Annotated in this window: 22 protein-coding genes; 6 read left to right on the plus strand and 16 right to left on the minus strand. The window is 68.4% G+C overall.

Annotated features, from left to right (window positions below; all coding sequences use genetic code 11):
* Positions 1-32: 32 nt before the first annotated feature.
* The 5 genes from LYSHEL_RS03060 to LYSHEL_RS03080 all read right to left on the minus strand — a co-directional run bounded on the left by LYSHEL_RS03060 (position 33) and on the right by LYSHEL_RS03080 (position 5621).
* Complete coding sequence (locus LYSHEL_RS03060) at positions 33-1268, minus strand: ABC transporter permease (RefSeq protein ID WP_213435559.1); 1236 nt, start codon at positions 1266-1268, stop codon at positions 33-35.
* Positions 1265-1984, minus strand: coding sequence for an ABC transporter ATP-binding protein (locus LYSHEL_RS03065; RefSeq protein WP_213435560.1), 720 nt, complete (start codon positions 1982-1984; stop codon positions 1265-1267). The genes LYSHEL_RS03060 and LYSHEL_RS03065 overlap by 4 nt, the downstream gene beginning before the upstream one ends.
* On the minus strand, positions 1981-3522 hold the full coding sequence (locus tag LYSHEL_RS03070; protein WP_213435562.1) for an efflux RND transporter periplasmic adaptor subunit: 1542 nt from the start codon (positions 3520-3522) through the stop codon (positions 1981-1983). Before LYSHEL_RS03070 ends, LYSHEL_RS03065 begins: the two co-directional genes overlap by 4 nt.
* A 98-nt stretch (positions 3523-3620) precedes the next feature.
* The gene (locus LYSHEL_RS03075) at positions 3621-4895 is read right to left on the minus strand and encodes a sensor histidine kinase (RefSeq protein ID WP_213435564.1); all 1275 of its coding nucleotides are present in this window, start codon (positions 4893-4895) and stop codon (positions 3621-3623) included.
* A 12-nt stretch (positions 4896-4907) separates the two neighbouring features.
* A complete protein-coding gene (locus LYSHEL_RS03080; RefSeq protein WP_036170123.1) occupies positions 4908-5621 on the minus strand; it encodes a response regulator transcription factor in 714 nt (237 codons plus the stop codon).
* A 139-nt stretch (positions 5622-5760) separates the two neighbouring features.
* Here LYSHEL_RS03080 and LYSHEL_RS03085 point away from each other — a divergent pair, with 139 nt between their 5' ends.
* Entirely contained in the window at positions 5761-6105 is a 345-nt protein-coding gene (locus LYSHEL_RS03085) for a DMT family protein (protein WP_343225465.1), read from the plus strand.
* Positions 6106-6108: 3 nt separating this feature from the next.
* On the opposite strand, the gene LYSHEL_RS03090 is transcribed toward LYSHEL_RS03085, so the two are convergent.
* Genes LYSHEL_RS03090 through LYSHEL_RS03110 form a run of 5 tightly spaced genes read right to left on the minus strand, consistent with a single transcriptional unit; the run spans position 6109 to position 11910 of the window.
* The gene (locus tag LYSHEL_RS03090; protein WP_213435568.1) at positions 6109-6492 is read right to left on the minus strand and encodes a type II toxin-antitoxin system death-on-curing family toxin; all 384 of its coding nucleotides are present in this window, start codon (positions 6490-6492) and stop codon (positions 6109-6111) included.
* Positions 6489-6713, minus strand: coding sequence for an AbrB/MazE/SpoVT family DNA-binding domain-containing protein (locus LYSHEL_RS03095; protein WP_213435570.1), 225 nt, complete (start codon positions 6711-6713; stop codon positions 6489-6491). The genes LYSHEL_RS03090 and LYSHEL_RS03095 overlap by 4 nt, the downstream gene beginning before the upstream one ends.
* Before the next feature lie 55 nt (positions 6714-6768).
* On the minus strand, positions 6769-7680 hold the full coding sequence (locus LYSHEL_RS03100; RefSeq protein ID WP_213435572.1) for a TrmH family RNA methyltransferase: 912 nt from the start codon (positions 7678-7680) through the stop codon (positions 6769-6771).
* Complete coding sequence (locus LYSHEL_RS03105; protein WP_213435574.1) at positions 7677-10814, minus strand: efflux RND transporter permease subunit; 3138 nt, start codon at positions 10812-10814, stop codon at positions 7677-7679. The genes LYSHEL_RS03100 and LYSHEL_RS03105 overlap by 4 nt, the downstream gene beginning before the upstream one ends.
* A 1-nt stretch (position 10815) precedes the next feature.
* Positions 10816-11910, minus strand: coding sequence for an efflux RND transporter periplasmic adaptor subunit (locus LYSHEL_RS03110; protein WP_213435576.1), 1095 nt, complete (start codon positions 11908-11910; stop codon positions 10816-10818).
* Positions 11911-12108: 198 nt separating this feature from the next.
* Between LYSHEL_RS03110 and cysK the strand changes: the two genes are divergently transcribed.
* The gene (cysK, locus tag LYSHEL_RS03115) at positions 12109-13062 is read left to right on the plus strand and encodes a cysteine synthase A (RefSeq protein WP_213435578.1); all 954 of its coding nucleotides are present in this window, start codon (positions 12109-12111) and stop codon (positions 13060-13062) included.
* Between the two features lie 29 nt (positions 13063-13091).
* Here the strand turns inward: cysK and LYSHEL_RS03120 are convergent, their stop codons facing one another.
* A complete protein-coding gene (locus LYSHEL_RS03120; RefSeq protein ID WP_213435580.1) occupies positions 13092-13631 on the minus strand; it encodes a hypothetical protein in 540 nt (179 codons plus the stop codon).
* Between the two features lie 187 nt (positions 13632-13818).
* Here LYSHEL_RS03120 and LYSHEL_RS03125 point away from each other — a divergent pair, with 187 nt between their 5' ends.
* The 3 genes from LYSHEL_RS03125 to LYSHEL_RS03135 are packed head-to-tail and all read left to right on the plus strand — an operon-like array spanning position 13819 to position 15509.
* Positions 13819-14334, plus strand: coding sequence for an O-acetyl-ADP-ribose deacetylase (locus tag LYSHEL_RS03125; protein ID WP_213435582.1), 516 nt, complete (start codon positions 13819-13821; stop codon positions 14332-14334).
* Positions 14331-14954: a DUF6498-containing protein gene (locus LYSHEL_RS03130; RefSeq protein ID WP_213435584.1), complete on the plus strand. Its 624-nt coding sequence runs from the start codon at positions 14331-14333 to the stop codon at positions 14952-14954. The genes LYSHEL_RS03125 and LYSHEL_RS03130 overlap by 4 nt, the downstream gene beginning before the upstream one ends.
* Before the next feature lie 48 nt (positions 14955-15002).
* Positions 15003-15509, plus strand: coding sequence for a hypothetical protein (locus tag LYSHEL_RS03135; RefSeq protein ID WP_213435586.1), 507 nt, complete (start codon positions 15003-15005; stop codon positions 15507-15509).
* 171 nt (positions 15510-15680) lie between these two features.
* Here the strand turns inward: LYSHEL_RS03135 and LYSHEL_RS03140 are convergent, their stop codons facing one another.
* The 4 genes from LYSHEL_RS03140 to pyk all read right to left on the minus strand — a co-directional run bounded on the left by LYSHEL_RS03140 (position 15681) and on the right by pyk (position 19620).
* Positions 15681-16691: a class I fructose-bisphosphate aldolase gene (locus tag LYSHEL_RS03140; RefSeq protein WP_213435588.1), complete on the minus strand. Its 1011-nt coding sequence runs from the start codon at positions 16689-16691 to the stop codon at positions 15681-15683.
* 79 nt (positions 16692-16770) lie between these two features.
* Positions 16771-17376 (minus strand): hypothetical protein, encoded by a 606-nt coding sequence (locus tag LYSHEL_RS03145; RefSeq protein WP_213435590.1) that lies wholly within the window; start codon positions 17374-17376, stop codon positions 16771-16773.
* Between the two features lie 108 nt (positions 17377-17484).
* On the minus strand, positions 17485-18105 hold the full coding sequence (locus LYSHEL_RS03150; RefSeq protein WP_213435592.1) for an energy transducer TonB: 621 nt from the start codon (positions 18103-18105) through the stop codon (positions 17485-17487).
* Positions 18106-18150: 45 nt separating this feature from the next.
* A complete protein-coding gene (gene pyk, locus LYSHEL_RS03155; RefSeq protein ID WP_213435594.1) occupies positions 18151-19620 on the minus strand; it encodes a pyruvate kinase in 1470 nt (489 codons plus the stop codon).
* A 54-nt stretch (positions 19621-19674) separates the two neighbouring features.
* Between pyk and LYSHEL_RS03160 the strand changes: the two genes are divergently transcribed.
* A complete protein-coding gene (locus LYSHEL_RS03160) occupies positions 19675-20223 on the plus strand; it encodes a GNAT family N-acetyltransferase (protein ID WP_213435596.1) in 549 nt (182 codons plus the stop codon).
* On the opposite strand, the gene LYSHEL_RS03165 is transcribed toward LYSHEL_RS03160, so the two are convergent.
* Complete coding sequence (locus LYSHEL_RS03165; RefSeq protein ID WP_213435598.1) at positions 20224-21399, minus strand: phosphoglycerate kinase; 1176 nt, start codon at positions 21397-21399, stop codon at positions 20224-20226. It lies immediately after the preceding gene.
* Between the last annotated feature and the right edge of the window lie 13 nt (positions 21400-21412).

Below are 21412 nucleotides of genomic sequence, written 5' to 3' on the forward strand. Positions count from 1 at the left end.
GCGGACATGCCGCGCAGGATACCGCCGCCCGCCTATTGCTGGCGCAACGCTTCGATCGGATCCAGCAAGGACGCCTTGCGCGCCGGGTAATACCCGAAGAACAGGCCCGTGGCGATCGAGAACGCCGCGGCCAGGCCGACGACGTTGGCGTTCACCTGCACCGGCAATTCGCTGAACTTGCCGACCAGCAACGCGCCCACGATCCCGATCGCGATCCCGATGACGCCGCCGATCATCGAGATCAGCATCGCTTCGGCGAGGAACTGACGGCGCACGTCGCGCGGCCCCGCACCCACCGCCATGCGCAAGCCGATTTCGCGGATGCGCTCGGTCACCGACACCAGCATGATGTTCATGATGCCGATGCCGCCGATGATCAGGCAGATCGTCGCCACCGCGCCGAGCAACTTGGACATCAGGTTGGTCGTGGCCGTGCGCGTGCTGATGATCTCGGCGATGTTGCGCACGTTGAAATCGTCTTCCGCGCCGGGCTGGATCTTGTGGCGCTGGCGCAGCAACGCTTCCACTTCGCCCTGCACGTAGTCGAGGTCGTCGGCGTTGGCCACGCCCAACGCGATCTGCATCACCGCGCCCGGCGGCAGGCCCATCGCGCCCATCAGGCGGCGGCGCGCGGTTTCCAGCGGCACCACCACGATGTCGTCCTGGTCCTGCCCGAACCCGCCCTGGCCCTTCGGCTTCAACGTGCCCACCACCGTGAACGGCACGCGCCCGATGCGCACGACCTGGCCGAGCGGATCGTCGTCGCCGAACAATTCGCGCCGCACCGTTTCGCCGAGGATCACGGACTTCGACGCACCGCCGTAATCGCGCGCGTCGAATCCCGCGCCGCTGGCGAGCGTCCAGCCGTTGATGTCGAACCAGTCGGCCTGCACGCCCTGCCAGTTGCTCGACCAATTGTTTTCCGCGTACACGAACTGGCTGCTGCCGCGCAGGCTGCCCGCGACGTACTGCACGTCGGGCAACTCGGTGCGGATGGCCGTGGCGTCGTCTTCGGTCAGCGTGAAGTTGTTCGCGCCGCCGACGCGGATGCCGCCGAAACCGCGGCCGGAACCGGGGCTGATGTCCAGGCGGTTGGAGCCCAGGCCCGAGACGAGCTTGTCGATCTCCGCCTGCGTGCCCTGCCCGACCGAAACCATCACGATCACCGCCGCGATGCCGATGATCACGCCCAGCGAGGTCAGCGCGCTGCGCATCCAGTTGCCGCGCAATGCGTAGATCGCCGTGCGCAGGACTTCCATCGGGTTCATGCGCGCGCCTCCTCGGTGAGTTCGCCGTCGCGCATGACGAAGATGCGGTCGCAGTGGTGGGCGACGTCGGGATCGTGCGTGATCAGCACGACGGTGTGGCCGTCGCGTTGCAACTGCTTGAACAGCGCCAGGATTTCCTCGCCCGTCCTGGAATCCAGCGCGCCCGTGGGTTCGTCGGCGAGCAGGATCGGCGGGCGGTTGATGAGTGCGCGCGCGATTGCCACGCGCTGCTGCTGGCCGCCGGACATTTCGCTGGGCTTGTGGCCTTCGCGATTGCCGAGGCCGACGGACGCGAGCGCCTCGTGCGCACGCTTGAGGCGCTCGCCGCGGTGCACGTTGGCGTAGCCCATCGGCATCGAGACGTTCTCGAGCGCCGACATGCGCGGCAACAGGTTGAACCCCTGGAACACGAAGCCGATCTTGTCCAGGCGCAGGCGCGCGCGTTCTTCCGCGTCCAGCGTGGCGACATCGACGCCGTCGCAGCGGTACACGCCGGCGCTGGGCGTATCCAGGCATCCGAGCAAATTCATCAGCGTCGACTTGCCCGAGCCCGACGGCCCCATGATCGCGACGAACTCGCCCTGCAGGATGCGCAGGTTCACGCCGCGCAACGCGACGACCTCCGCTTCCGTGCCCTGCGCGTAGACCTTGTCGAGCGCCTGCGTTTCGATCACCGCCTCGCGGGCGGCGACCTGGGCCTGTGCGACGGCGCTCATTGCGTGGCCTTGGCCGTCGCTGCGCGTTCGGCGCCCGTGATCACGAGGTCGCCCGCATGCACGTCGCCGGACACTTCGGTGCTGGTGCCGTCCGACACGCCGATGCGCACGACCGCCGGCTGCGGCTGGCCGTCGACCAGCTTGTAGATCGGCGCGCGACGCGCACTGACGAGCGCGGTGACACCCGCATCCCATTGCGTGCGCTGCGTGTCGTCGAGCGATGCGCGGAACGCGGCGAACTGCTGGTTGAAACGTTCCATCAATCGCTGGCGCATCGCACCGCTGGCGGCGCCGGTATTCGCGTTGCCGCCCGACGACGGACCACCCCCCGGCCCGCGCCCGAACAGCGCGCTGCCGCCCTGTCCCTGCTGCGCCGCCGCCGGCGCCGCGCGCGCGGCCATGCGTTCCTTCATCTGCGCAAGCGCGGTGTCGAAGGCGTCCTGCTGCGACGCGTTCAAGTGCAGCGACTGCGCCAGCTTCGGCAACTCCGACGCCATCCCGCCGCCACGCTGCTGCGGCTGCGCATTGGCGGTGCCGCCCGTCGCATCGTCGGCCGGCTTGAAGCGCAATGCCGCGTTCGGCACCTTCAACACGTTGTCGCGACGGCTCACTTCGATTTCCGCGTTGACGGTCATGCCGGGCAGCAGCACCTGGTCGCGGTTGTCGACGGTGACCACCACCGGATACGTGATCACGTTGTTGGTGTTCGTCGCCGACAGGCGCACCTGCTGCACCTTGCCGCGGAAGCTGCGCTCGGGGAACGCATCGACTGTGAAGTTGACCGACTGCCCCGCCTTGACCTGGCCGATGTCGGCCTCGTCGATGGCGAGCACGATCTTCATCTGCGACAGGTCTTCTGCGATCTGGAACAGCACCGGCGCCTGCAGGCTGGCCGCCACCGTCTGGCCCGGTTCGATCGTGCGCGTGAGCACCACGCCGTCGACGGGCGAGCGGATCACCGTGCGGTCGAGGTTGAGGCGCGTGGTCTGCGTGGAGGCCTGCTGCTGCGTGATCTGCGCCTGCGCGGCGTTGACCTGCGCGCGCGCCTGGTCGCGCGCGGCGCGGGCCAGGTCCACGTCGCTCTTCGCGATCAGCTGCTGGCCGGAGAGCGAGGCCTTGCGGTCGTAATCGATCTCCGCGTTGCGCAGCGTGGCCTGCGCGGTGGCGAGCGACGCGCGCGCGCTGGCGATCTGCGCCGCGCCCTGCGCGATCTGCGCCTGGTACGTGCTCGGATCGATGCGCGCGATCACCTGGTCCTTCCTGACGCGATCGTTGAAGTCCACCAGCACGTCGGTGACCTGGCCGGAAATCTGGCTGCCCACGTCCACCGTCGAGATCGCGCTGAGCGTGCCCGTGGCGGAGATCGACACGCGGATGTCGCCGCTTTCGACGGCGGCCGTGCGGAACCCGCTGTCGGCCGCTTTCGCTTCATGGTGCGTCCACCACCACGCCAGCCCCGCCAGGGCGACGACGGCAACGCCGATGGCGACAACACGCGGACGGGACGAACGAGCGGGGGCGGATCGGGTCTGGGCCATGAAGGGGAATGCCGGGAAAGATGGGTCGAGGATGCCGCAAACGCGCGCACCGTCGCCACGTTGACCGCGCAGCGCGGCCAACGTTCAGCACTTGAATGTCAGCGCACGAACTGGATCGTGGCGAGCGTGCCGCTGCCGGGCACGCTTTCGAGGACCACCGGCCAGCCGAAGCGTTCGCCGAGGCGGCGCACGACCGACAGGCCCAGGCCCATGCCGCCGGCGTCCTGGTCGGCGCGGTAGAACGGATCGAAGGCGCGCTGCAGCGTTTCGCGCGACATGCCGATGCCGGTGTCGCGGACGCTGACGCGGTCGTTCTCGATGCGCACTTCGATGTCGCCGCTGTCGGTGTACTGGCAGGCGTTGCTGAGCAGGTTGCCCACCATCACCGCCAGCACGCGCGAGGGCGCATGCAGTTCCGGCTCGGCGTGCTTCACCACGTGCAGGTGCACGGGCTTGCCGTCGAGCAGCGGCTGCACCTTGTCCACTTCCTCGTCCACGATGTCGGCGACGGAGAAATGTTCGCGCGGCGGTTCGATGTCGCCTTCGCGCGCGAGGATCAGGAACGCATCGATCACCGCTTCCATGTCGCGGCTCGCGCTCTGGATGCGCCGCAACGAACGCTCGCCGCGGCTGCTGAGGCCGTGTTCGGTTTCCAGCAGGTCGGCGGCGACGCGGATCACGGTGAGCGGCGTGCGCAGTTCATGGCTGGCGTCGCGCGTGAAGTTGCGCTCGCGCGTGACGAAGGCTTCCACGCGTTCGCCGAGGCGATGCAAGGCCTGCGCCAGTTGTCGCGCTTCGCCGCTGCCGATGTCCGGCGGCAAGCGATGCGGCGCCAATGCATCGATGTCGGGCGCGCGCGGGTCCCATCCTGCGACCTGCCGCGCCAGCCAGTTCACCGGCGTCACCAGCCGCTTCGACACGCGGTAACTCAACGCGGACACGGCCAGCACCGCGAGCAACCCCATCACGATCGGCAGCACCGCGAAGGCGAACATCAGCCGGTCGATGCGGTCCTGGTCGTAGGCCAGGTACAAGGTGCCCGACGGCCGCTTCTCCACGCGCACCTGCAGCGCGCGTTCGTCCATCGGGTGGAAGCCCGGCGACAGCGTGGCGATGTACGCCGGCACGCCCGTGGCGGCTTGCCCGGCCGGCACGAACCAGCCGTCGAAGTTGCGTCCGTGCGGCACGTCGTAGTCGGAATCCACCGCGCGACGGGCAAAGAAGTTCGAAGCCTCCGATTCCGAAAGCTTGCGGACGAATCCCATCTGGATCACGAGTGAGACGAGCCAGCCCGCGGCAATCACCGCGAGGCTGACCATCACCACCTGGAGCAGGAAGGCGACCCGGATCTTGCGTGGCAACCCCTGTGGCACGAAGGTCGGGTCTCAGGCCGGGGGCTGTTCGATGTCGGCGATCCTGTAGCCCGCGCTCTGCACGGTGTGCAGCAGGGGCTTTTCGAACGGCTTGTCGATGGTCTTGCGCAGGTTGTACAGGTGGCTGCGCAGCGTGTCGGAGTCCGGCAGGCCGTTGCCCCAGATCTCGCGCTCGATTTCCTGGCGGCTCACCACGCGCGGCGATTCGCGCATCAGGATGGTGAGCAGCTTCAGGCCGATCGGCGAGAGCTGCAGTTCGCTGCCGGCGCGCGTGGCGCGGAGCGAGGCGGGATCGAGCACCAGGTCGGCCACCTTCAGCACCTCGGCGCCCACCTGGCGGCGCTCGCGGCGGATCAGGGCGCGCAGGCGCGCTTCCAGTTCCTGGATCGCGAACGGCTTGGTGAGGTAGTCGTCGGCGCCGGCGCCCAGGCCGGTGAGCTTCTCGTCCAGCGTGTCGCGCGCGGTCAGCATCAGGACCGGCGTGGACTTGCGCGCTTCCTCGCGCAGCCGCTTGCACACTTCCAGGCCATCCAGGCGTGGGAGCATGAGGTCGAGCACGATCACGTCGTAGCTGTTCTCGGCGGCCAGGCGGTAACCGTCCAGGCCATCGGAGGCGTAGTCGACTTCGAACCCCCGGCCTTCGAGGTATTCGCCGACCATTTCGGAGATGTTGCGGTTGTCCTCCACGATGAGGACGAGGCCGGCGGGTTCTTCACTGCTACGCATGGAGTGGGCTCCTGTCTGGGCTTCAGGTTCGTGAAGGTGCCGACCGACCGGTGCAGGCTCCGTGAAGACGCCGAAAGCGTCAACAATGGCGTCAAATCACGCCCTTCTCCGCCCATCTCCCCCCAAGGACCAAACCCGGATGCCCATGGAACGCCTGCTCCCCATCCTCCTGCTGCTGGGTTCGAACATCTTCATGACCTTCGCCTGGTACGGGCACCTGAAGTACAAATCCGCGCCGCTGGCGCTGGCGATCTTCGCCAGCTGGGGCATCGCCCTGTTCGAGTACACGCTGATGGTGCCGGCCAACCGCTGGGGCAGCGCGGTCTATTCCGCGCCGCAGCTCAAGGGCCTGCAGGAAGTGATCACGCTGGTGGTCTTCGCGGGCTTTTCGATCTGGTACCTGGGCCAGCCGCTGCGCTGGAACCACTGGGCCGGCTTCGCGCTGATCGCGGTGGCGGCGTGGCTGATTTTCCTGGAGCCGTGATCGTCAGGCGACGGCGCAGGAGCGTAGCCATGCTGCCAACGCATCTTGCGTCATCGTTCCAGCCGCCACGGCTTCGACGGCGCGTACCGTGCTGATGGGGTCGACACGAACGCGGACGCCGTGATCGGCGAGGAAGATGCGCGCAAGCAACCATCCGGTGCGCTTGTTGCCATCGACGTAGCCATGGTTTCGCGCGATGCCCCAGCAGTACGCGGCCGCCAGGTCGAACACATCAGGCTCGCCGTAGTGCGCGAGTTGTTCGGGGCGCGCGAGTGCGGATTCGATGACACCGAGATCACGAATGCCTTCAGGACCGCCGTGTTCCGCGAGTTGGCGCTCGTGCACCACATGCGCGAGCTCTGCCGAAATCCATTTCCATTCCGTCATTTCGCGAGCGCCCGGAGGATCTCCTTGTCCTCGTGCATGATCTCTTCGGCGAGCGACATCTGGCGAACGAAATCGGGGTTGTATGCGCTGATGTGCGCACCCGTCGGCGTTTCGACCAGGTAGAGCGTGTCGCCTTTTTTCACGCGCAGGAGCGCCTGCGCCTCCTTCGTGAGGATGACGCCGGCGGACGAGCCGATCGTGGTGACCTTGAGCGAAACCATGGCAGGGACCTCAGCGGGTATATAACGAACGTTATATTGCACCCGCCCAGGCGCCCTACGCAACCGCCTTGGCCTTGCGCGTCCACTCGGCGAGCAACACCGCCGTGGCGGCCGCGACGTTGAGGCTTTCGACTTTCCCGCTGCCGGGGATCGAGACGCGCAGGTCGCACGCGGCGGCGAGTTCCTGCGACATGCCTTCGCCTTCCGCGCCGAGCACGTAAACCAACCGCTGCGGCAGTTGCGCATCGAACACGCTTGCACCGTCGCGCACGACGGTCGCCGCGAGCGCAAATCCCGCGCCGCGCAATTGGGCCAGCGAATTGTCTTCGCGGCCCAGCCGGATGAACGGCACCGCTTCCGCGCCGCCTTCGGCCACGCGCGCGGCGGCGCCGGACAGGCTCAGCGTCGAATGCTTCGGCAACAGGATCGCCGCGACGCCGAAATGCGCGGCCGAGCGCAGGACGGCGCCGAGGTTGTGCGGATTGCCCACGCCGTCGAGCCACAGCACGCACACCGGACCCTGCGGCACGTGCTGCAACCACGTCGTCAACGTCTGCGGCGTTTCGCGCTGGAAATCGGCGACCACGCCTTCGTGGTGCGTGCTCGACGCGAGGCGCTGCAGGTCGGCCTCATCCTCGACCACGCGATAACCGACGCGATGCGCGACGCACCAGCGCAGCATCGGTTGCAGTTGCGGGATGCGTTCGGAGACCAGGTACAACTTGCGCAGCGCATCGGGACGGCGATGGAACGCGGCGCGCACGGCGTTGACGCCGTACAGGCGCAACTCGAGCTCACGATGTTCGCGGACGTGCTGGTGCTCGGCCGTGGCGATGTCGCGCGGCGACGGCGCACGCGAAGGATGTTCGCGCTTCGGGCCGTCGGGGCGGCGCGGTCCATTCGCCTGCGGACCGCGCGAGGGCGGGCCTTTCGGCGGTCCTTTCGACTTCCACGGCGAATCGCTCACGCATGTTCTCCCAGGCGGTCGCCCGCCGGACGCACGGTGGCTTCGAGTTCCTTCAGTTCATGCGCCACCGCTTCGGGCGAACGCGTGTACGGCGCCAGCAACGCATAGAACGCAGGCACGACGAACAACGACAGCAACGTCGAGAAACCGACACCGAAGATCACGACCACACCGATCGTCGAACGACTCGCCGACCCCGGCCCGCCCGCGAGCACCAGCGGCACCGCGCCGACCATCGTGGCGATCGAGGTCATCAGGATCGGGCGCAGGCGCACGCCGGCCGATTCGACGATCGCCTCGCGCACGCTGCGCCCTTCGTCGCGCAGCTGGTTGGCGAACTCGACGATCAGGATGCCGTTCTTCGCCGCCAGGCCCACCAGCATGACGATGCCGATCTGGCTGAAGAGGTTCAGCGTTCCGCCCGTGACCCACAGGCCGAGCAGCGCACCGAGCACGCCCAGCGGCACCGTCAGCATGATCACGAAGGGATGGATGAAGCTTTCGAACTGCGCGGCGAGCACGAGGTACACGACGAGCAACGCGAGCGCGAAGGTGAGCAGCACCGCGCCGCCCGCGCGCTGGTATTCGCGCGATTCGCCCTTCCAGTCGATCTGCGCGTGTTCCGGCAATTCCGCCTTCACCGCGTCCTGCAGCCACGTGATCGCATCGCCCATGCGATAGCCCGGCGAGAGGCCCGCGCTGATGGTGATCGAACGCAGGCGGTTGAAGCGGTTGAGGCTGCCGGCCTCGGCCACGTCGTGCAGCGTGACGAGGTTGGACAACGGGATCAGCGCGCCATCGCGTGCGCGCACCTGGATGGCTTCCAGGTCCGCGGGCGTCGCGCGGCCGGCCTTCGTGGATTGCACGACGACATCGTATTCCTCGCCGCCGCGCACGAACGTGGTCACGCGGCGCGAACCCATCATCGTCTCGAGCGCATGGCCGATGTCTTCCACGCTCACGCCCAGGTCCGACGCACGCTTGCGGTCGATCTGCACGCGCATCTGCGGACGCGTTTCCTTGTAGTCCGAATCCGCGCCGGTCAGGCCCGGGTTGGTCTCGATGCGCGCGAGCAGGCGATCGCGCCAGGCCGCAAGTTCCGTGTAGTCGGGGCCTTCGATGACGATCTGCACCGGCTGGCCGCGCGTGCGCACCAGGCCGCCGCCGACCTGCGTGGAGACGCGCATGCCGGGCAACGCATCCAGTTCGGACTTGAGCTGCTTGGCGACGTCCAGCGTGTTCTCGGAGCGCTTGTCCCAATCCTTCAGGAACACGCTGAAGCGCGCGGTGTGCATTTCTTCGCTGGCGCCGAAGCCGCCCGGAACGCGCGCGTTGGCGCGTTCGATCGGGCCCTTGCCCTGGATCTGCGGCGCGATCATCTTCTCGGCCTGCTGCACCTGCTGCACGGTGTAGTCGTAGCCGGCGCCTTCCGGGCCCGTCAGGCTCACCTGGAACGACCCGCGATCTTCCGGCGGCGCCAGTTCCGACGGCACGAGCTTGAACAGCACGGCGCTCGCGCCGAGCGCGACGAGCATGAGCGCACCGAACCACAGCGGCCGCCCGACGTTGCCCTGCAGGAAGCGGCGATAGCGCGCGGTCACGCCATCCAGGCGCGCGTTGACCCAGCGGTTGACCGGATTGGATTTCTCTTCGCGATGCGGGCGCACGAGCTTGGACGACAGCATCGGCGTGAGCGTCAGCGCGACGAACGCCGACAACGCCACGGCGCCCGCCAACGCGACGGACAACTCGCGGAACAAGCGCCCCGTGTTGCCCTCCATGAAGCCGATCGGCAGGAACACGGCGACCAGCACCGCGGTGGTCGCGATCACCGCGAACGCCACCTGGCGCGTGCCGCGCGCGGCCGCCACGAGCTTGGGTTCGCCGAGGTCCGCGCGACGCTGGATGTTCTCCAGCACGACGATCGCATCGTCCACCACCAGCCCGATGCACAGCACCAGCGCGAGCAAGGTCAGCAGGTTGATCGAATAGCCGAACACGTACAGCGGCACGAAGGCCGCGATCAGGCACACGGGCACCGTCACCGCGGGAATCAGCGCCGCGCGCAGGCTGCCCAGGAACAGCCAGATCACGATCAGCACCAGCACGATCGCCTCGATGAGCGTGTGGTACACGCGTTCGACCGAGGCATCAATGAAGGTGGTGGTGTCGAAGGCGACGAAGATCTTCGTGCCGGCCGGCAGCGTCGGGCGGATGCGGTCGGCTTCGGCGCGCACGGCGTTGGCCACGTCCAGCGCGTTCGCCGTCGAGGTGCGCGCGACGCCCAGGCCGATGTTCGGTTCGCCGTTGCTGCGGTAGTACGAACGACGCTCGGCGGAGGCCAGCTCCACCTTCGCGACGTCGCCCAGCCGCACGACATACCCGTCCGGGCCCTTGCCCAGCGGGATCTGCGCGAAATCCTCGGGCTTTTCGTAACCGCGCGCGACGCGCAAGGTGAAGTCGCGCGATTCGGATTCGATGCGGCCAGCGGGGAGCTCGACGTTTTCGGCGCGCAGGGCGTTCTCGACATCGATCGCGGTGAGGCCGCGCGCGGCGAGCGCATCGCGATCCAGCCAGACGCGCATCGCGTAACGCTGCTGGCCGCCGATGCGCACCTGCGCAACGCCGTCGATGCTCGACAGGCGATCGACGATGTAACGCTCGGCGTAGTCGCTCAGCTCGAGCGTCGACATCTTCGTCGAGCTCATGTTGAGCCAGATGATCGGATCCGAATCGCTCTCGACCTTGCTGACCTGCGGCGGATCGGCTTCGTCCGGCAGGCGGTTCGACACGCGGCTCACGGCGCTGCGCACGTCGTTGGCGGCGCCTTCGATGTCGCGCGACAGACTGAATTCCAGGGTGATGCGCGACTGGCCGTTGACGCTGCTCGACTCGATCGTCTCCACGCCTTCGATGCCCGACAACGCGTCTTCGAGCACCTGCGTCACGCGGCTTTCGACCACCGACGCCGATGCGCCGGCATACGCGACTTCGACCGACACCACTGGGGGATCGATCGCGGGCAGCTCGCGCAGCGTGAGACGCGAATACGCCATCACGCCCAGTACGATCAGCAGCAGGCTCAGGACGGTCGCGAAGACCGGACGTTCGATCGAAAGGTCGGACAGGCGCATGTCAGCGCGTCGCCGTGCGCGCGTTTGCGGCGTCGGCGATCTTCGCGCCCGGGCGCAGCTTGCCCGTGCCGTCGACGATCACGCGGTCGCCGGCTTTCACGCCGTCGAGGATTTCCGCGCGGCCATCGCGGCGCGTGCCGACCTTGACGTCCACCTGCTGCACCGTGCCGTCGTTGCCGACGCGATACACGAACGTGCGCTCACCCACCTGCACTACCGATATCTCCGGCAGCAGCAGTGCATTGCGCTCGCCGTGGCGCAGGTCGACGTTGATCAGCATGCCGGGGCGCAGGCGGTGGTCCGGATTGGGGAAGTCGGCGCGCACGTTCACCGAACGCGTGGTCGGATCGATGCGCGTGTCGATGGTGCTGACGACGCCATCGAACGCCGTGCCCGGATACGCCGCCGCGCGCCCGTACACGCGCTGGCCCTGCGCGAGCTGCGCGAGTTCGCCTTCGGGCATCGGGAAGTCGACGTACACGCGCGACAGATCATCGAGCGTGGCGATCACGGTGCCCGGCGTCACCAGCGCGCCCGGGCTCACCTGGCGGATGCCGAGCACCCCACCGAACGGCGCGCGGATCGTGCGGTCGCTGATCTGCGCGCGCACTTGCGCGGCCTGGGCATTGGCCTGGTCGCGCGCGGCGCGCTGCGTGTCGAGCTGCGAGGTCGCGATCAACTGCTGCTTCGCCAGTGCGTCCTGGCGATCGAGCAACTGCTGCGCTTCCTTCGCCGCCGCTTCGGCCTGGCGCAACGCGGCCTGCTGCTGCTGGCCCGACAAGGTGACGAGCACCGCGCCCTTGCCGACTTCATCGCCGCTGTCGAAATGCACCTGCTGCACGATCTCGCTCACCTTCGCGGTGACGGTCACCGATTCGCGCGCGCGCGCCGTGCCGATGGCCGTGAGTGCGTCGGAGAAATCGCTGGCGCGCACGATGGTGGTCGTCACCGCAACGGGTGCATTGCCGCCGCCGCGCGCGTCGCGATTGTTGGCGGCCGCCGCCTGGTCGCGGCCGCAGGCCGACAAGGTGGCGCACAGCGCGCAGGCGAGGAGGAAGGTGGACTTGGTGAACTTGGAGCGTGGGAAAGGCGTCATTCGTGAATTCTAGGCCGGTTGGCGTGGCAGTACGGTCACGGCGCGGGGCCGGAAGGCCACGAAAGGGCATCAACGCCCCATCCGCGCACGCGTTGACCCGGCGGACCCATGACCAACGACAGTGGCGCGCGCGTCCTGCCCGCGTCCTGCACACTCCGCGGACTGCGTTGTTCCCCTCGTCCCCCCGGAGAACGCCCCATGCGCCACGACAGCATCCTCGACACCATCGGCCGCACGCCGGTCGTCCGCCTCAACCGCATCGCGCCATCGCACGTGACGATGTACGCGAAGGTCGAATCCTTCAATCCGGGCGGCTCGGTCAAGGATCGCCTCGCGATCGCGATCATCCTCGACGCGGAAGCGAAGGGCCTGCTCAAGCCGGGCGATACGGTGATCGAAGCCACGTCGGGCAACACTGGCGTTGCGCTGGCGATGGTGTGCGCGGCGCGGGGTTACAAGTTCGTCGCGACGATGGCCGATTCGTTCTCGATCGAACGCCGCAAGCTGATGCGCGCGTACGGCGCGAAAGTGATCCTGACGCCCGCCGCCGAACGCGGCAGCGGCATGGTGCGCCGCGCGGAAGAACTCGCGAAGCAGCATGGCTGGTTCCTCGCGCGCCAGTTCACCAATCCCGCCAATCCCGCGTACCACCGGCAGACGACCGCAGCGGAAATCCTGCGCGACTTCGCCGGCGATCGCCTCGATCATTTCGTCACCGGCTGGGGCACCGGCGGCACGCTCACCGGCGTGGCCGAAGTGCTGCGCGTCGCGCGCCCCGAAACGAAGATCACCACGTGCGAACCAGCGGGCGCGGCGTTGCTGTCGGGCGCGGAATTCGTGCCGCACAAGATCCAGGGCTGGACGCCGGACTTCGTGCCGGAAGTGCTCAATCGCGACGTCGCGGGCACGCTGCTCAAGATCGACGAGATGGTGGCGCGCGACACCGCGCGACGCCTTGCGCAGGAAGAAGGCCTGTTCGTCGGCATCTCCGCGGGCGGAACGGTGGCCGGCGCGCTGGAAGTGGCGAAGACCGCGAAGGAAGGCGACGTGATCCTGGCGATGCTGCCCGACACGGGCGAACGCTACTTCTCCACGATCCTGTTCGAAGGCGTCAACGAAGGCTCGGACGACGAGTGGCTCGCCGGCTTGTGAGGCAACGCGCCGGCACGCAGCCGGCGCCGTCAGGCGACGAAGGTGCCGTCTTCGTGGGCGTGCGGATCCAGCCGGCCGTGGCAGATCTGCATCACGCGGTTGTGCAGGCGGCGCGGATTGTCGAAGGACTGGATGGCCAGCGCCGCCATGCTGATGGTGACCGTGAGGTTGCCCAGCGTGGTCTCGCCGCTGGCGGCCAGCATGCTCGGCGCCAGCGCGGCGGCCACGGTGAGCGCGACCGACACGAAGATGTAGGACCGGATCTGCGACCAGGCGTTCTGGTCGAGCCCGCGCGCATGGAAGCCATGGCGCACCGGCAGGCCCATCACCTTCGAGAGGGAATCGGCCAGGCGGATCTCGTGCAGCGTGCCGGCGGCCTTGATGGCGAAGGCGAGCAGCGTGGCGCCCAGGCCCGCGATCGGCACCCAGGCGGGCAGCCCGGAGCGCGGCAGCGCGACGCACGTGCAGGCGAGCACGAACAGGATCAGGCCGAGGCGGTGCAGCCAGGTGGCGCGATCGACGGTCGACTGCAGGCGGTCGACGTTACCGAGGGTGATGCGGGGCTTCATGGAAAGACTGACGTATCTGGGGTGCGCGCGGTTGCACGTTGGCGGGACGCATGGTGCCTGCGAGCGCCGCGCGGAACGCGGCTGCGCGTCACAGGGTGGCCACGAAGGGTGCGCATTTCACCATGCTTTCACGCGCCCGCGGTGAATGCGCGCGCACCCGCGCGCAAGCGGCAGTAGGCTGGCACGCATGGAAATCGAAGTGATCGAAGGCGACATCACGCAGTTGCAGGTCGACGCGATCGTCAACGCCGCCAATCCCACGCTGCTGGGCGGCGGCGGCGTCGACGGCGCCATCCACCGCGCCGCCGGCCCCGGCCTGCTGCAGGAATGCCGGGACCTGCCGGAAACCGCCCCCGGCGTGCGCTGCCCGACCGGCGAGGCCCGCCTCACCGGCGGCCATGCCCTGCCCGCGCGCTGGGTGATCCACACCGTCGGGCCGGTCTGGCATGGCGGCCACCAGGGCGAACCCGGCCTGCTGGCCGCGTGCTATCGCAACGCGATGTCCCTGGCCGCGGTGCACGGTGTCGAATCGATCGCGTTCCCGGCGATCAGCTGCGGCGTGTTCGGGTATCCGGTCGAACTCGCGGTGCCCATCGCGGTGCGCACGGTGCGTGCCTCAAGCGGTGGACGGCCGGCGCGCGTCGTGTTCGCCTGCTTCGATGCGGCCATGGCGAATCGCTACCGGGTGATGCTCGCGCTATGACACCGTCGGCCCGCAACCTGCTGCTGTCGAACGCCGCGACGCTGGCGGCCGCGCTCGTCTTCCACTGGCCCGCGGGCTGGTTGTTGTGGACGTACTGGATCCAGAGCGTGGTGATCGGCTGGTATGCGCGCAAGCGGATGTTGAACCTGCGGCGCTTCAGCACGACGGGCTTCACGTCGAACGACCAGCCCGTGCCGGAGAACGAACAGGGCAAGCGCTCCACCGCGAATTTCTTCGCGCTGCATTACGGTTTCTTCCACCTGTGTTATTTCCTGTTCCTGTGCGCCGAGCATCGCGTGACCGCAGGCTGGGACCTGCTGGTGCTGGCTGCGTGCGGCGTGTCGTTCGTGTTGTCGCAACAGCAGACCTACGCCGCGCAACACGCCGCCGACCTGCGCGGCAAGCCCAATCTCGGCACGCTGATGTTCACGCCTTACCTCCGCATCATCCCGATGCACCTGGCGATCCTGGTCGGCGCGGGCCTGGATGGCGGCGCCGGCTTGCTGGTGTTGTTCACCGTGTTGAAGACGGCGAGTGACCTGGGGCTGGATGCGATCGACAGGAATATGGCGCTGAAGCACGCGGAAAAGTTTGCGAGTGAGGGCCAACCGGAACACTGAGTTGACGATCCGGTCAGTGACGAAAGTCGCCTCGAACCGGATCGACGCATGCAATGGGCTGCCTATGTCAGTTGCCACGGAAAGCGATACTCGCTGCAGCATTTCCACGGCCGCCGCCAGACCTACCGACTTCCGCCCACCGCCACGCGACCGCGTGCGCGCGATGTCACCGTCGGCGTCAAGTTCGGCCTGCACTGCTTTACGCGGCGCGCTGCGGCGAACGAATCCGCAGAACCTTGCGCGATCTATCACGCAAACCCCGAAGGCCGGATCTTCTGCGAGACCCGGCATGCCATGGGCGAGGAATTGCCACGCATCGTCGCCACGATGCTCGACCGCAATTGTTACCTCACCGACCGCCGCAACCACGTGTTGTTCAGCACGGTGCGTACCGAAGCCGGAGAGGACTACGCCGTGTTCTTCGCGTTGCGGCGCGCTTCGCCGAAGACAGGGCTCGACGCCAACCTGATGGTGCTGAGCGCGCATCCGCGCCGGGGCTTCCGGCCCGGCGGCAAGCCCGACAAGTTCAGGCACTTGCTGCGCGCACTGCTCTGAAAAAGCGAAACCCCCGCAAGCGGGGGTTTCGTGTTCCGGGAGACTCTTGGTTATCCCTACCGTGGGGTGGGGACCGCTTGCGCGGTGGCCGGGCGCTTGCACCCGTCGGCGCGACCTGGGAGCGGACTCTACGCCGCTCCCCGAACCGGATCAAACCTGAAACGTCCTGCCTCAGGCCACCTTCTTCCACTGCCCCAGCGCCGCCAGGCCGTTGTCGCGCGCACGCGCGAACACCGTCTGCTGCGCCTTGGCCACGTTGTTGACCAGGTCCTGCGACCAGATCTTCAGCGCGGCGGACTGCATCGCGCGGCCGTAGGAGAACGACAGCGGCCACGGGTGCGGGCCCATCTTGTTCATCGCGTCGAGGTGCGCGGTGGCGTCTTCGTCGCTCTGGCCGCCGGAGAGGAACACGATGCCCGGCAGGATCGCCGGCACGGCGGTCTTCAGGCACATCAGGGTGTTCTCGGCGACGTCGTCGACCGACACGCGCTCGCCGCTCTTGTTGCCCGGCACGATCATCGATGCCTTGAGGATGGTGCCCTCGAGCATGACGTTCTGGTTGAACAGCGCGTCGAACAGCGAACGCAGCACGACTTCGGTGACTTCGTAGCAGGTCTGGATGTCGTGCGAGCCATCCATCAGCACTTCCGGCTCCACCATCGGCACCAGGCCCTGTTCCTGGCACAGCGCCGCGTAGCGCGCGAGCGCGTGCGAGTTGGCCTCGATGCAGGTGCCCGACGGGATGTCGTCGCCGATGTTGATCACCGCGCGCCACTTCGCGAAGCGGGCGCCGAGCTTGTAGTACTCCTCCAGGCGCGCGCGCAGGCCGTCGAGGCCTTCGGTGACGACTTCGCCCTGGAAGCCGGCCAGCGGCTGCGGGCCCTTGTCGACCTTGATGCCCGGGATGATGCCGTTGTCGGACATGTACTTCGCGAACGGCACGCCGGACTTGGTGGACTGGCGCAGCGTTTCGTCGAACAGGATGGCGCCGGAGATGTAGTCGCCGAGCTTCGGCGTGGTCAGCAGCATCTCGCGGTAGGCGCGGCGGTTCTCTTCGGTGTTCTCGATGCCCACGCCCTGGAAGCGCTTGGCGATGGTCGTGGTGGACTCATCGATCGCGATGATGCCCTTGCCGGCGGCCACCATGGCCTGTGCGGTTTCTGCAAGCTGTTCGATGCTCATTGGCGTCCTGGGGGCGATGGGAAAGGGCGCGATTATACGCCCCTCCCCCGCTCGGCCCGCCCCTGCAACGCCCCCCGCCTCAGCGGATCGGCCGGCCCTGCGCCGCGCCGGGATCGTTGATCATCGCGCCCGACGAGACCCCCTGGCGCGCGGCCCGCTCCATGTCGCGGCGCGTGTGGTCGCGGTCGGTGGCGTCGTGCTTGGCGTTCTGGATCGCCGCGGCCAGGTCAGAGACCTGGCAGTGGGAACGCAGCGCGGCGATGTCCATCGCCTGCTTGCCCATGAAGTGCATCGTGGCCACGGTGACGGTGCGCTGCGGCTCGGTCACTTCCGGGCGCGGCTTGAACTTCCACTGCGCCAGCGCGCCGGCGCCGGCTTGCGCGAACGCGTCGAAATACCCCTTCGTCGTGCCGGCGTCCTCGGCGCTGCTCCATTCCTTCACCACGGCGAAGTCGGACGTCGTGCCGTCGGGCTTGATCGCATAGGCCACCGCGACGCAGACGTTGTCGCCGCGCTCCTTGTAGGCAGCCGGATAGCCCGGCGCGGCGAGCTTGATCCCGTCGGCCAGCATCCACTGGTCGCGGATCCCGCCCTCGTTGACGATCCGGGTGCGGTCGCCGGCCTGTGCGGCGACGACGACGGTGCACAACGACAGCGCGAGCAAGGCAACGCGGGTGCGGGTCATGGGGCGGCTCCTGGGCCTGGGTGCTTGGGGTGCGCGCCGATCCTAAGCGAACGGCCGCTTCCCGTGCATGTGCAAGCCGGTGAATGTCGGGCGCGGGGTGACGGCGCCTCAGCGCTGCATGCCGCCCGGGGCGTTGTCGCGCTGGTAGCCGCCGGCCGCCGGCGTCAGGTCCAGCGAGTCCAGCATCACGTTGCGACGCGCGCCGCTTTTCAGCTCCCGCAGGCGGGCCGCCAGGTCGGGCACGCTGCACCGCTGGCGCAGGTCGTTCCGCAGGCCGCGCATGCCGAACACGAACGTGCCGACGGTGTAGACCTTCGTCGGCGCCGTCACTTCGGGCCGCGGCTTGAAGCGCCATTGCTTCAATGCGTCGGCGGCGGCCTCGGCGAAGGCGCTCCAGTAGCCGGGCGCGGGTTCGCTGGTGGCGCCGGCGCTGCTCCACGCCTTGACCAACGCGTAATCGGACGTGGTGCCGTCCGGATTCACGAGGTACCCCACGGCCACGCACACCTCGTCGCCGCGGCGCACGAAGGCCTGGGGGTACGCGGGCGCGGCGAGCGTCACCCCGTCGGCCAGCATCCAGCGATCGCGGATGCCGCCTTCATTGGTCACGGGGATGCGGTTGGCCGCGCGCGCCGTGGTCGCGCACGCCAGGGCGCAGCAGAGAAGCAAGGGCAAGCGGCTGTCCACGGCGCCGGAATACACCCACGGCAGCACGACCGCAACGACCATTGGTCGGCGCCGCGCAGGCGCCAATCCGGCCGCAGTGCAGCAATCTCAGAGGTCGCCGAGGCCCTCGGCGCGCCCGCCGGCGCCGACCTGCAGCAGGCGCAGCGTGTTGGTCGCGCCGTGGTGTTCCATGTGGTCGCCGCTGGTGAACATCACGCGGTCGCCCACGTCGAGGAACCCGCGGTCGTACAGCAATTTCAACGCCTGCCGGGCGGCGTCGCGCGAGGCCATGCCGCGGCTGTCGAAATCCACCGGGAACACGTCGCGCATCATCGCCATCCGCCGGCGCGCACCGTCGTAGCGCGACAGGCCGTAGATCGGCACCGAGGAACGGAAGCGCGACAGGAAGCGCGCGGTGCCGCCGGATTCGGTCATCGCCACGATCGCGCGCACGCCGATGTGCTCGGACAGGAACATCGCCGACATCGCGATCGCCTGGTCCACGCGCTCCAGGTTGCGCGGCGCCTTCTCGAAATCGGTGTCCATCTCGAACTGGCGCTCGGCGCCCAGGCAGATGCGCGTCATCGCTTCCACCGCCTTCACCGGATAGCTGCCGGCGGCGGTTTCCTGCGACAGCATCACCGCATCGGTGCCGTCGATGACGGCGTTGGCGACGTCCAGCACTTCGGCGCGCGTGGGGATCGGGTTGTCGACCATCGACTGCAACATCTGCGTCGCCGTGATCACCACTTTGTTGCGCAGCAGCGACTCGCGGATGATCTTCTTCTGCAGGCCCGGCAGCTCGGCGTCGCCGATCTCCACGCCCAGGTCGCCGCGCGCGACCATCACCACGTCGCTGGCGTCCACGATCTCGGCCAGGTTTTCGATCGCTTCCGCGCGCTCGACCTTCGCCACCATCGCCGCTTCGCTGCCGGCGGCGCGCGCGATGGACCGCGCTTCTTCCATGTCGGCGGCGTTGCGGCAGAACGACACGGCGATGAAATCCGCATCGATCTGCGCGGCCACCTTGATGAGTTCGCGATCGCGATCGGTCAGCGCGCCGAGCGACAGGCCGCCGCCGAGGCGATTGAGGCCCTTGCGATCGGACAGCGCGCCATCGTTGAGCACGGTGGTGTGGATGCGTTCGCCGTCCACGTGCTCCACGCGCAGTTGCAGCAGGCCATCGTCGAGCAGCAGCGTGTCGCCGGGGCGCACGTCGTCGGGCAGGCCCAGATAGCTGATGCCCACTTCGCGCGCGGTGCCCGGCGCGGCGTCGGCGCGCGCGACCAGGTCGAAGGGATCGCCGGCCTTCAGGTACACCTTGCCTTCGGCGAAGCGCTCGATGCGCAGCTTCGGGCCGGGCAGGTCGGCGAGGATGCCTACCTCGACGTTGGCGCGCTGCGCGGCTTCGCGCACGGCCTGCGCGCGCGCCATCTGCCCGGCCGGATCGCCGTGCGAAAAGTTGAGGCGCACCACGTCCACGCCCGCCTGGATGAGCGCGTCGAGCACGCCGGGCGGATCGGTGGCGGGGCCGAGGGTGGCGACGATGCGGGTGCGGCGGCGTTGCGGCGTGGTCATGGCAATCTGTTGTCCCGGTCTCCACGAAACCTAACACAGGGCCCGCGCGCGCCCATGCCGCTGCATACGATTTCCGTCGACCAGGCCTTCGCCGCACTGCCGGGCTTCCCCGCGTTGCGCGGCGTGCGCACGCGCCTGCGCGCGCCGGTGGCGGAGGATGCCGCGGCCGTGTTCGCGCTGTATGCGGATCCGCGCGTGATGCGCTACTGGCCGCGCGCGCCGATGGTGGAGCTGCGCGAAGCGCAACGCTGGATCGACGAAGTCCTGGCCTCGTTCGACGACCGCACGCGCATCGAATGGATCGTCACCGCGCGCGACGACGACCGCGCGCTGGGAACGTGCACGTTGTTCAACTTCGTCGGCCGCGCGCATGCCGCGTGGGTGGGTTACGCGCTGCATCCCGATGCCTGGGGACGCGGGCTTGCGCGCGACGCGGTGTCGCGCGCGCTGGCGTGGGGCCACGACACGCTGGGATTGCAGCGCTTCGACGCGAACGCCGACCCGCGCAACGATGCCTCCCTGCGCCTGCTGCGCGACCTCGGCTTCAAGCCCGGGGATTCGCCGCAACACCACTGGCGCGAACTCCCGCGCCAGGATCGCTGATCAACCGCGCGCGTCGAGCGCAGCGACCGCCGGCAGCGTCTTGCCTTCGAGGAATTCGAGGAACGCGCCACCGCCCGTGGAGATGTAGCCCACGTCATCGGCGATGCCGTACTTGTCGACCGCGGCCAGCGTGTCGCCGCCGCCGGCGATCGAGAACGCCTTCGACGCCGCGATCGCATGCGCCAATGCCTCGGTGCCTTTCCCGAACGCATCGAACTCGAACACGCCGACGGGCCCGTTCCACACCACGGTGCCCGCCTTCGCGATCAGCGCCGAATAGGCCTTCGCCGTCTCCGGGCCGATGTCGAGGATCAGGTCGTCCGCGCCCACCGCATCGATGCGCTTCACGGTGGCAGGCGCATCGGCCGCGAACGCGGGCGCGACCACCACGTCGGTCGGCAACGGAATCTCGGCACCACGCGCCTTCGCGTCCGCCATGATCTTGCGCGCCGTGTCGACGAGGTCGGCTTCGTACAACGACTTGCCGACGTCGTGGCCCAGCGCCGCGATGAACGTGTTGGCGATGCCGCCGCCGACGATCAGCTGGTCCACCTTGCCCACCAGCGAGCCCAGCAGTTCCAGCTTGGTCGACACCTTGCTGCCCGCGACGATCGCCAGCAGCGGACGCGCCGGCGTTTCCAGCGCGAGCGCGAGCGCATCGAGTTCGGCCATCAGCAACGGACCGCCCGCGGCGACCTTCGCGAACTTGATGACGCCATGCGTGGAGGCCTGCGCGCGATGCGCGGTGCCGAACGCGTCCATGACGAACACGTCGCACAGGCCCGCGTACTTCTTCGCGAGCGCTTCGTCATCCTTGCCCTCGCCCATGTTCATGCGGCAGTTCTCGAGCAGCACGATCTGGCCGGGCTGCACGTCGAAATCGTCGCTGAGCCAGTCGCGCACCAGCGGCACGTCGCGGCCGAGGTGGTGCGCCAGGCGTTGCGCGACCGGCGCGAGCGAATCGGCCGCGCTCCACTGGCCTTCGGTCGGGCGGCCCAAGTGCGACATCACCATCACCGCGGCGCCCTGGTCCAGCGCGCGCACGAGCGTCGGCAGCGCGGCGAGGATGCGTTGCTCCGAGGTCACCTTGCCGTCCTTCACCGGCACGTTGAGATCCTCGCGGATCAGCACGCGCTTGCCGTGCAGGTCGAGGTCGGTCATGCGGAGGATGGCCATCGGGCGGGCGCCT

The sequence above is a fragment of the Lysobacter helvus genome (assembly GCF_018406645.1).
In the GTDB taxonomy this organism is placed as follows: Bacteria; Pseudomonadota; Gammaproteobacteria; order Xanthomonadales; family Xanthomonadaceae; genus Noviluteimonas; species Noviluteimonas caseinilytica.

Excerpts from the sequence above, each read along its gene's own strand:
- LYSHEL_RS03060 (WP_213435559.1), bottom strand. The coding sequence starts at position 1,268 with ATGAACCCGATGGAAGTCCTGCGCACGGCGATCTACGCATTGCGCGGC.
- LYSHEL_RS03065 (WP_213435560.1), bottom strand. The coding sequence starts at position 1,984 with ATGAGCGCCGTCGCACAGGCCCAGGTCGCCGCCCGCGAGGCGGTGATC.
- LYSHEL_RS03070 (WP_213435562.1), bottom strand. The coding sequence starts at position 3,522 with ATGGCCCAGACCCGATCCGCCCCCGCTCGTTCGTCCCGTCCGCGTGTT.
- LYSHEL_RS03080 (WP_036170123.1), bottom strand. The coding sequence starts at position 5,621 with ATGCGTAGCAGTGAAGAACCCGCCGGCCTCGTCCTCATCGTGGAGGAC.
- LYSHEL_RS03085 (WP_343225465.1), top strand. The coding sequence starts at position 5,761 with ATGCCCATGGAACGCCTGCTCCCCATCCTCCTGCTGCTGGGTTCGAAC.
- LYSHEL_RS03090 (WP_213435568.1), bottom strand. The coding sequence starts at position 6,492 with ATGACGGAATGGAAATGGATTTCGGCAGAGCTCGCGCATGTGGTGCAC.
- LYSHEL_RS03095 (WP_213435570.1), bottom strand. The coding sequence starts at position 6,713 with ATGGTTTCGCTCAAGGTCACCACGATCGGCTCGTCCGCCGGCGTCATC.
- LYSHEL_RS03105 (WP_213435574.1), bottom strand. The coding sequence starts at position 10,814 with ATGCGCCTGTCCGACCTTTCGATCGAACGTCCGGTCTTCGCGACCGTC.
- LYSHEL_RS03110 (WP_213435576.1), bottom strand. The coding sequence starts at position 11,910 with ATGACGCCTTTCCCACGCTCCAAGTTCACCAAGTCCACCTTCCTCCTC.
- cysK (WP_213435578.1), top strand. The coding sequence starts at position 12,109 with ATGCGCCACGACAGCATCCTCGACACCATCGGCCGCACGCCGGTCGTC.
- LYSHEL_RS03120 (WP_213435580.1), bottom strand. The coding sequence starts at position 13,631 with ATGAAGCCCCGCATCACCCTCGGTAACGTCGACCGCCTGCAGTCGACC.
- LYSHEL_RS03125 (WP_213435582.1), top strand. The coding sequence starts at position 13,819 with ATGGAAATCGAAGTGATCGAAGGCGACATCACGCAGTTGCAGGTCGAC.
- LYSHEL_RS03130 (WP_213435584.1), top strand. The coding sequence starts at position 14,331 with ATGACACCGTCGGCCCGCAACCTGCTGCTGTCGAACGCCGCGACGCTG.
- LYSHEL_RS03135 (WP_213435586.1), top strand. The coding sequence starts at position 15,003 with ATGCAATGGGCTGCCTATGTCAGTTGCCACGGAAAGCGATACTCGCTG.
- LYSHEL_RS03140 (WP_213435588.1), bottom strand. The coding sequence starts at position 16,691 with ATGAGCATCGAACAGCTTGCAGAAACCGCACAGGCCATGGTGGCCGCC.
- LYSHEL_RS03145 (WP_213435590.1), bottom strand. The coding sequence starts at position 17,376 with ATGACCCGCACCCGCGTTGCCTTGCTCGCGCTGTCGTTGTGCACCGTC.
- LYSHEL_RS03150 (WP_213435592.1), bottom strand. The coding sequence starts at position 18,105 with ATGGTCGTTGCGGTCGTGCTGCCGTGGGTGTATTCCGGCGCCGTGGAC.
- pyk (WP_213435594.1), bottom strand. The coding sequence starts at position 19,620 with ATGACCACGCCGCAACGCCGCCGCACCCGCATCGTCGCCACCCTCGGC.
- LYSHEL_RS03160 (WP_213435596.1), top strand. The coding sequence starts at position 19,675 with ATGCCGCTGCATACGATTTCCGTCGACCAGGCCTTCGCCGCACTGCCG.
- LYSHEL_RS03165 (WP_213435598.1), bottom strand. The coding sequence starts at position 21,399 with ATGGCCATCCTCCGCATGACCGACCTCGACCTGCACGGCAAGCGCGTG.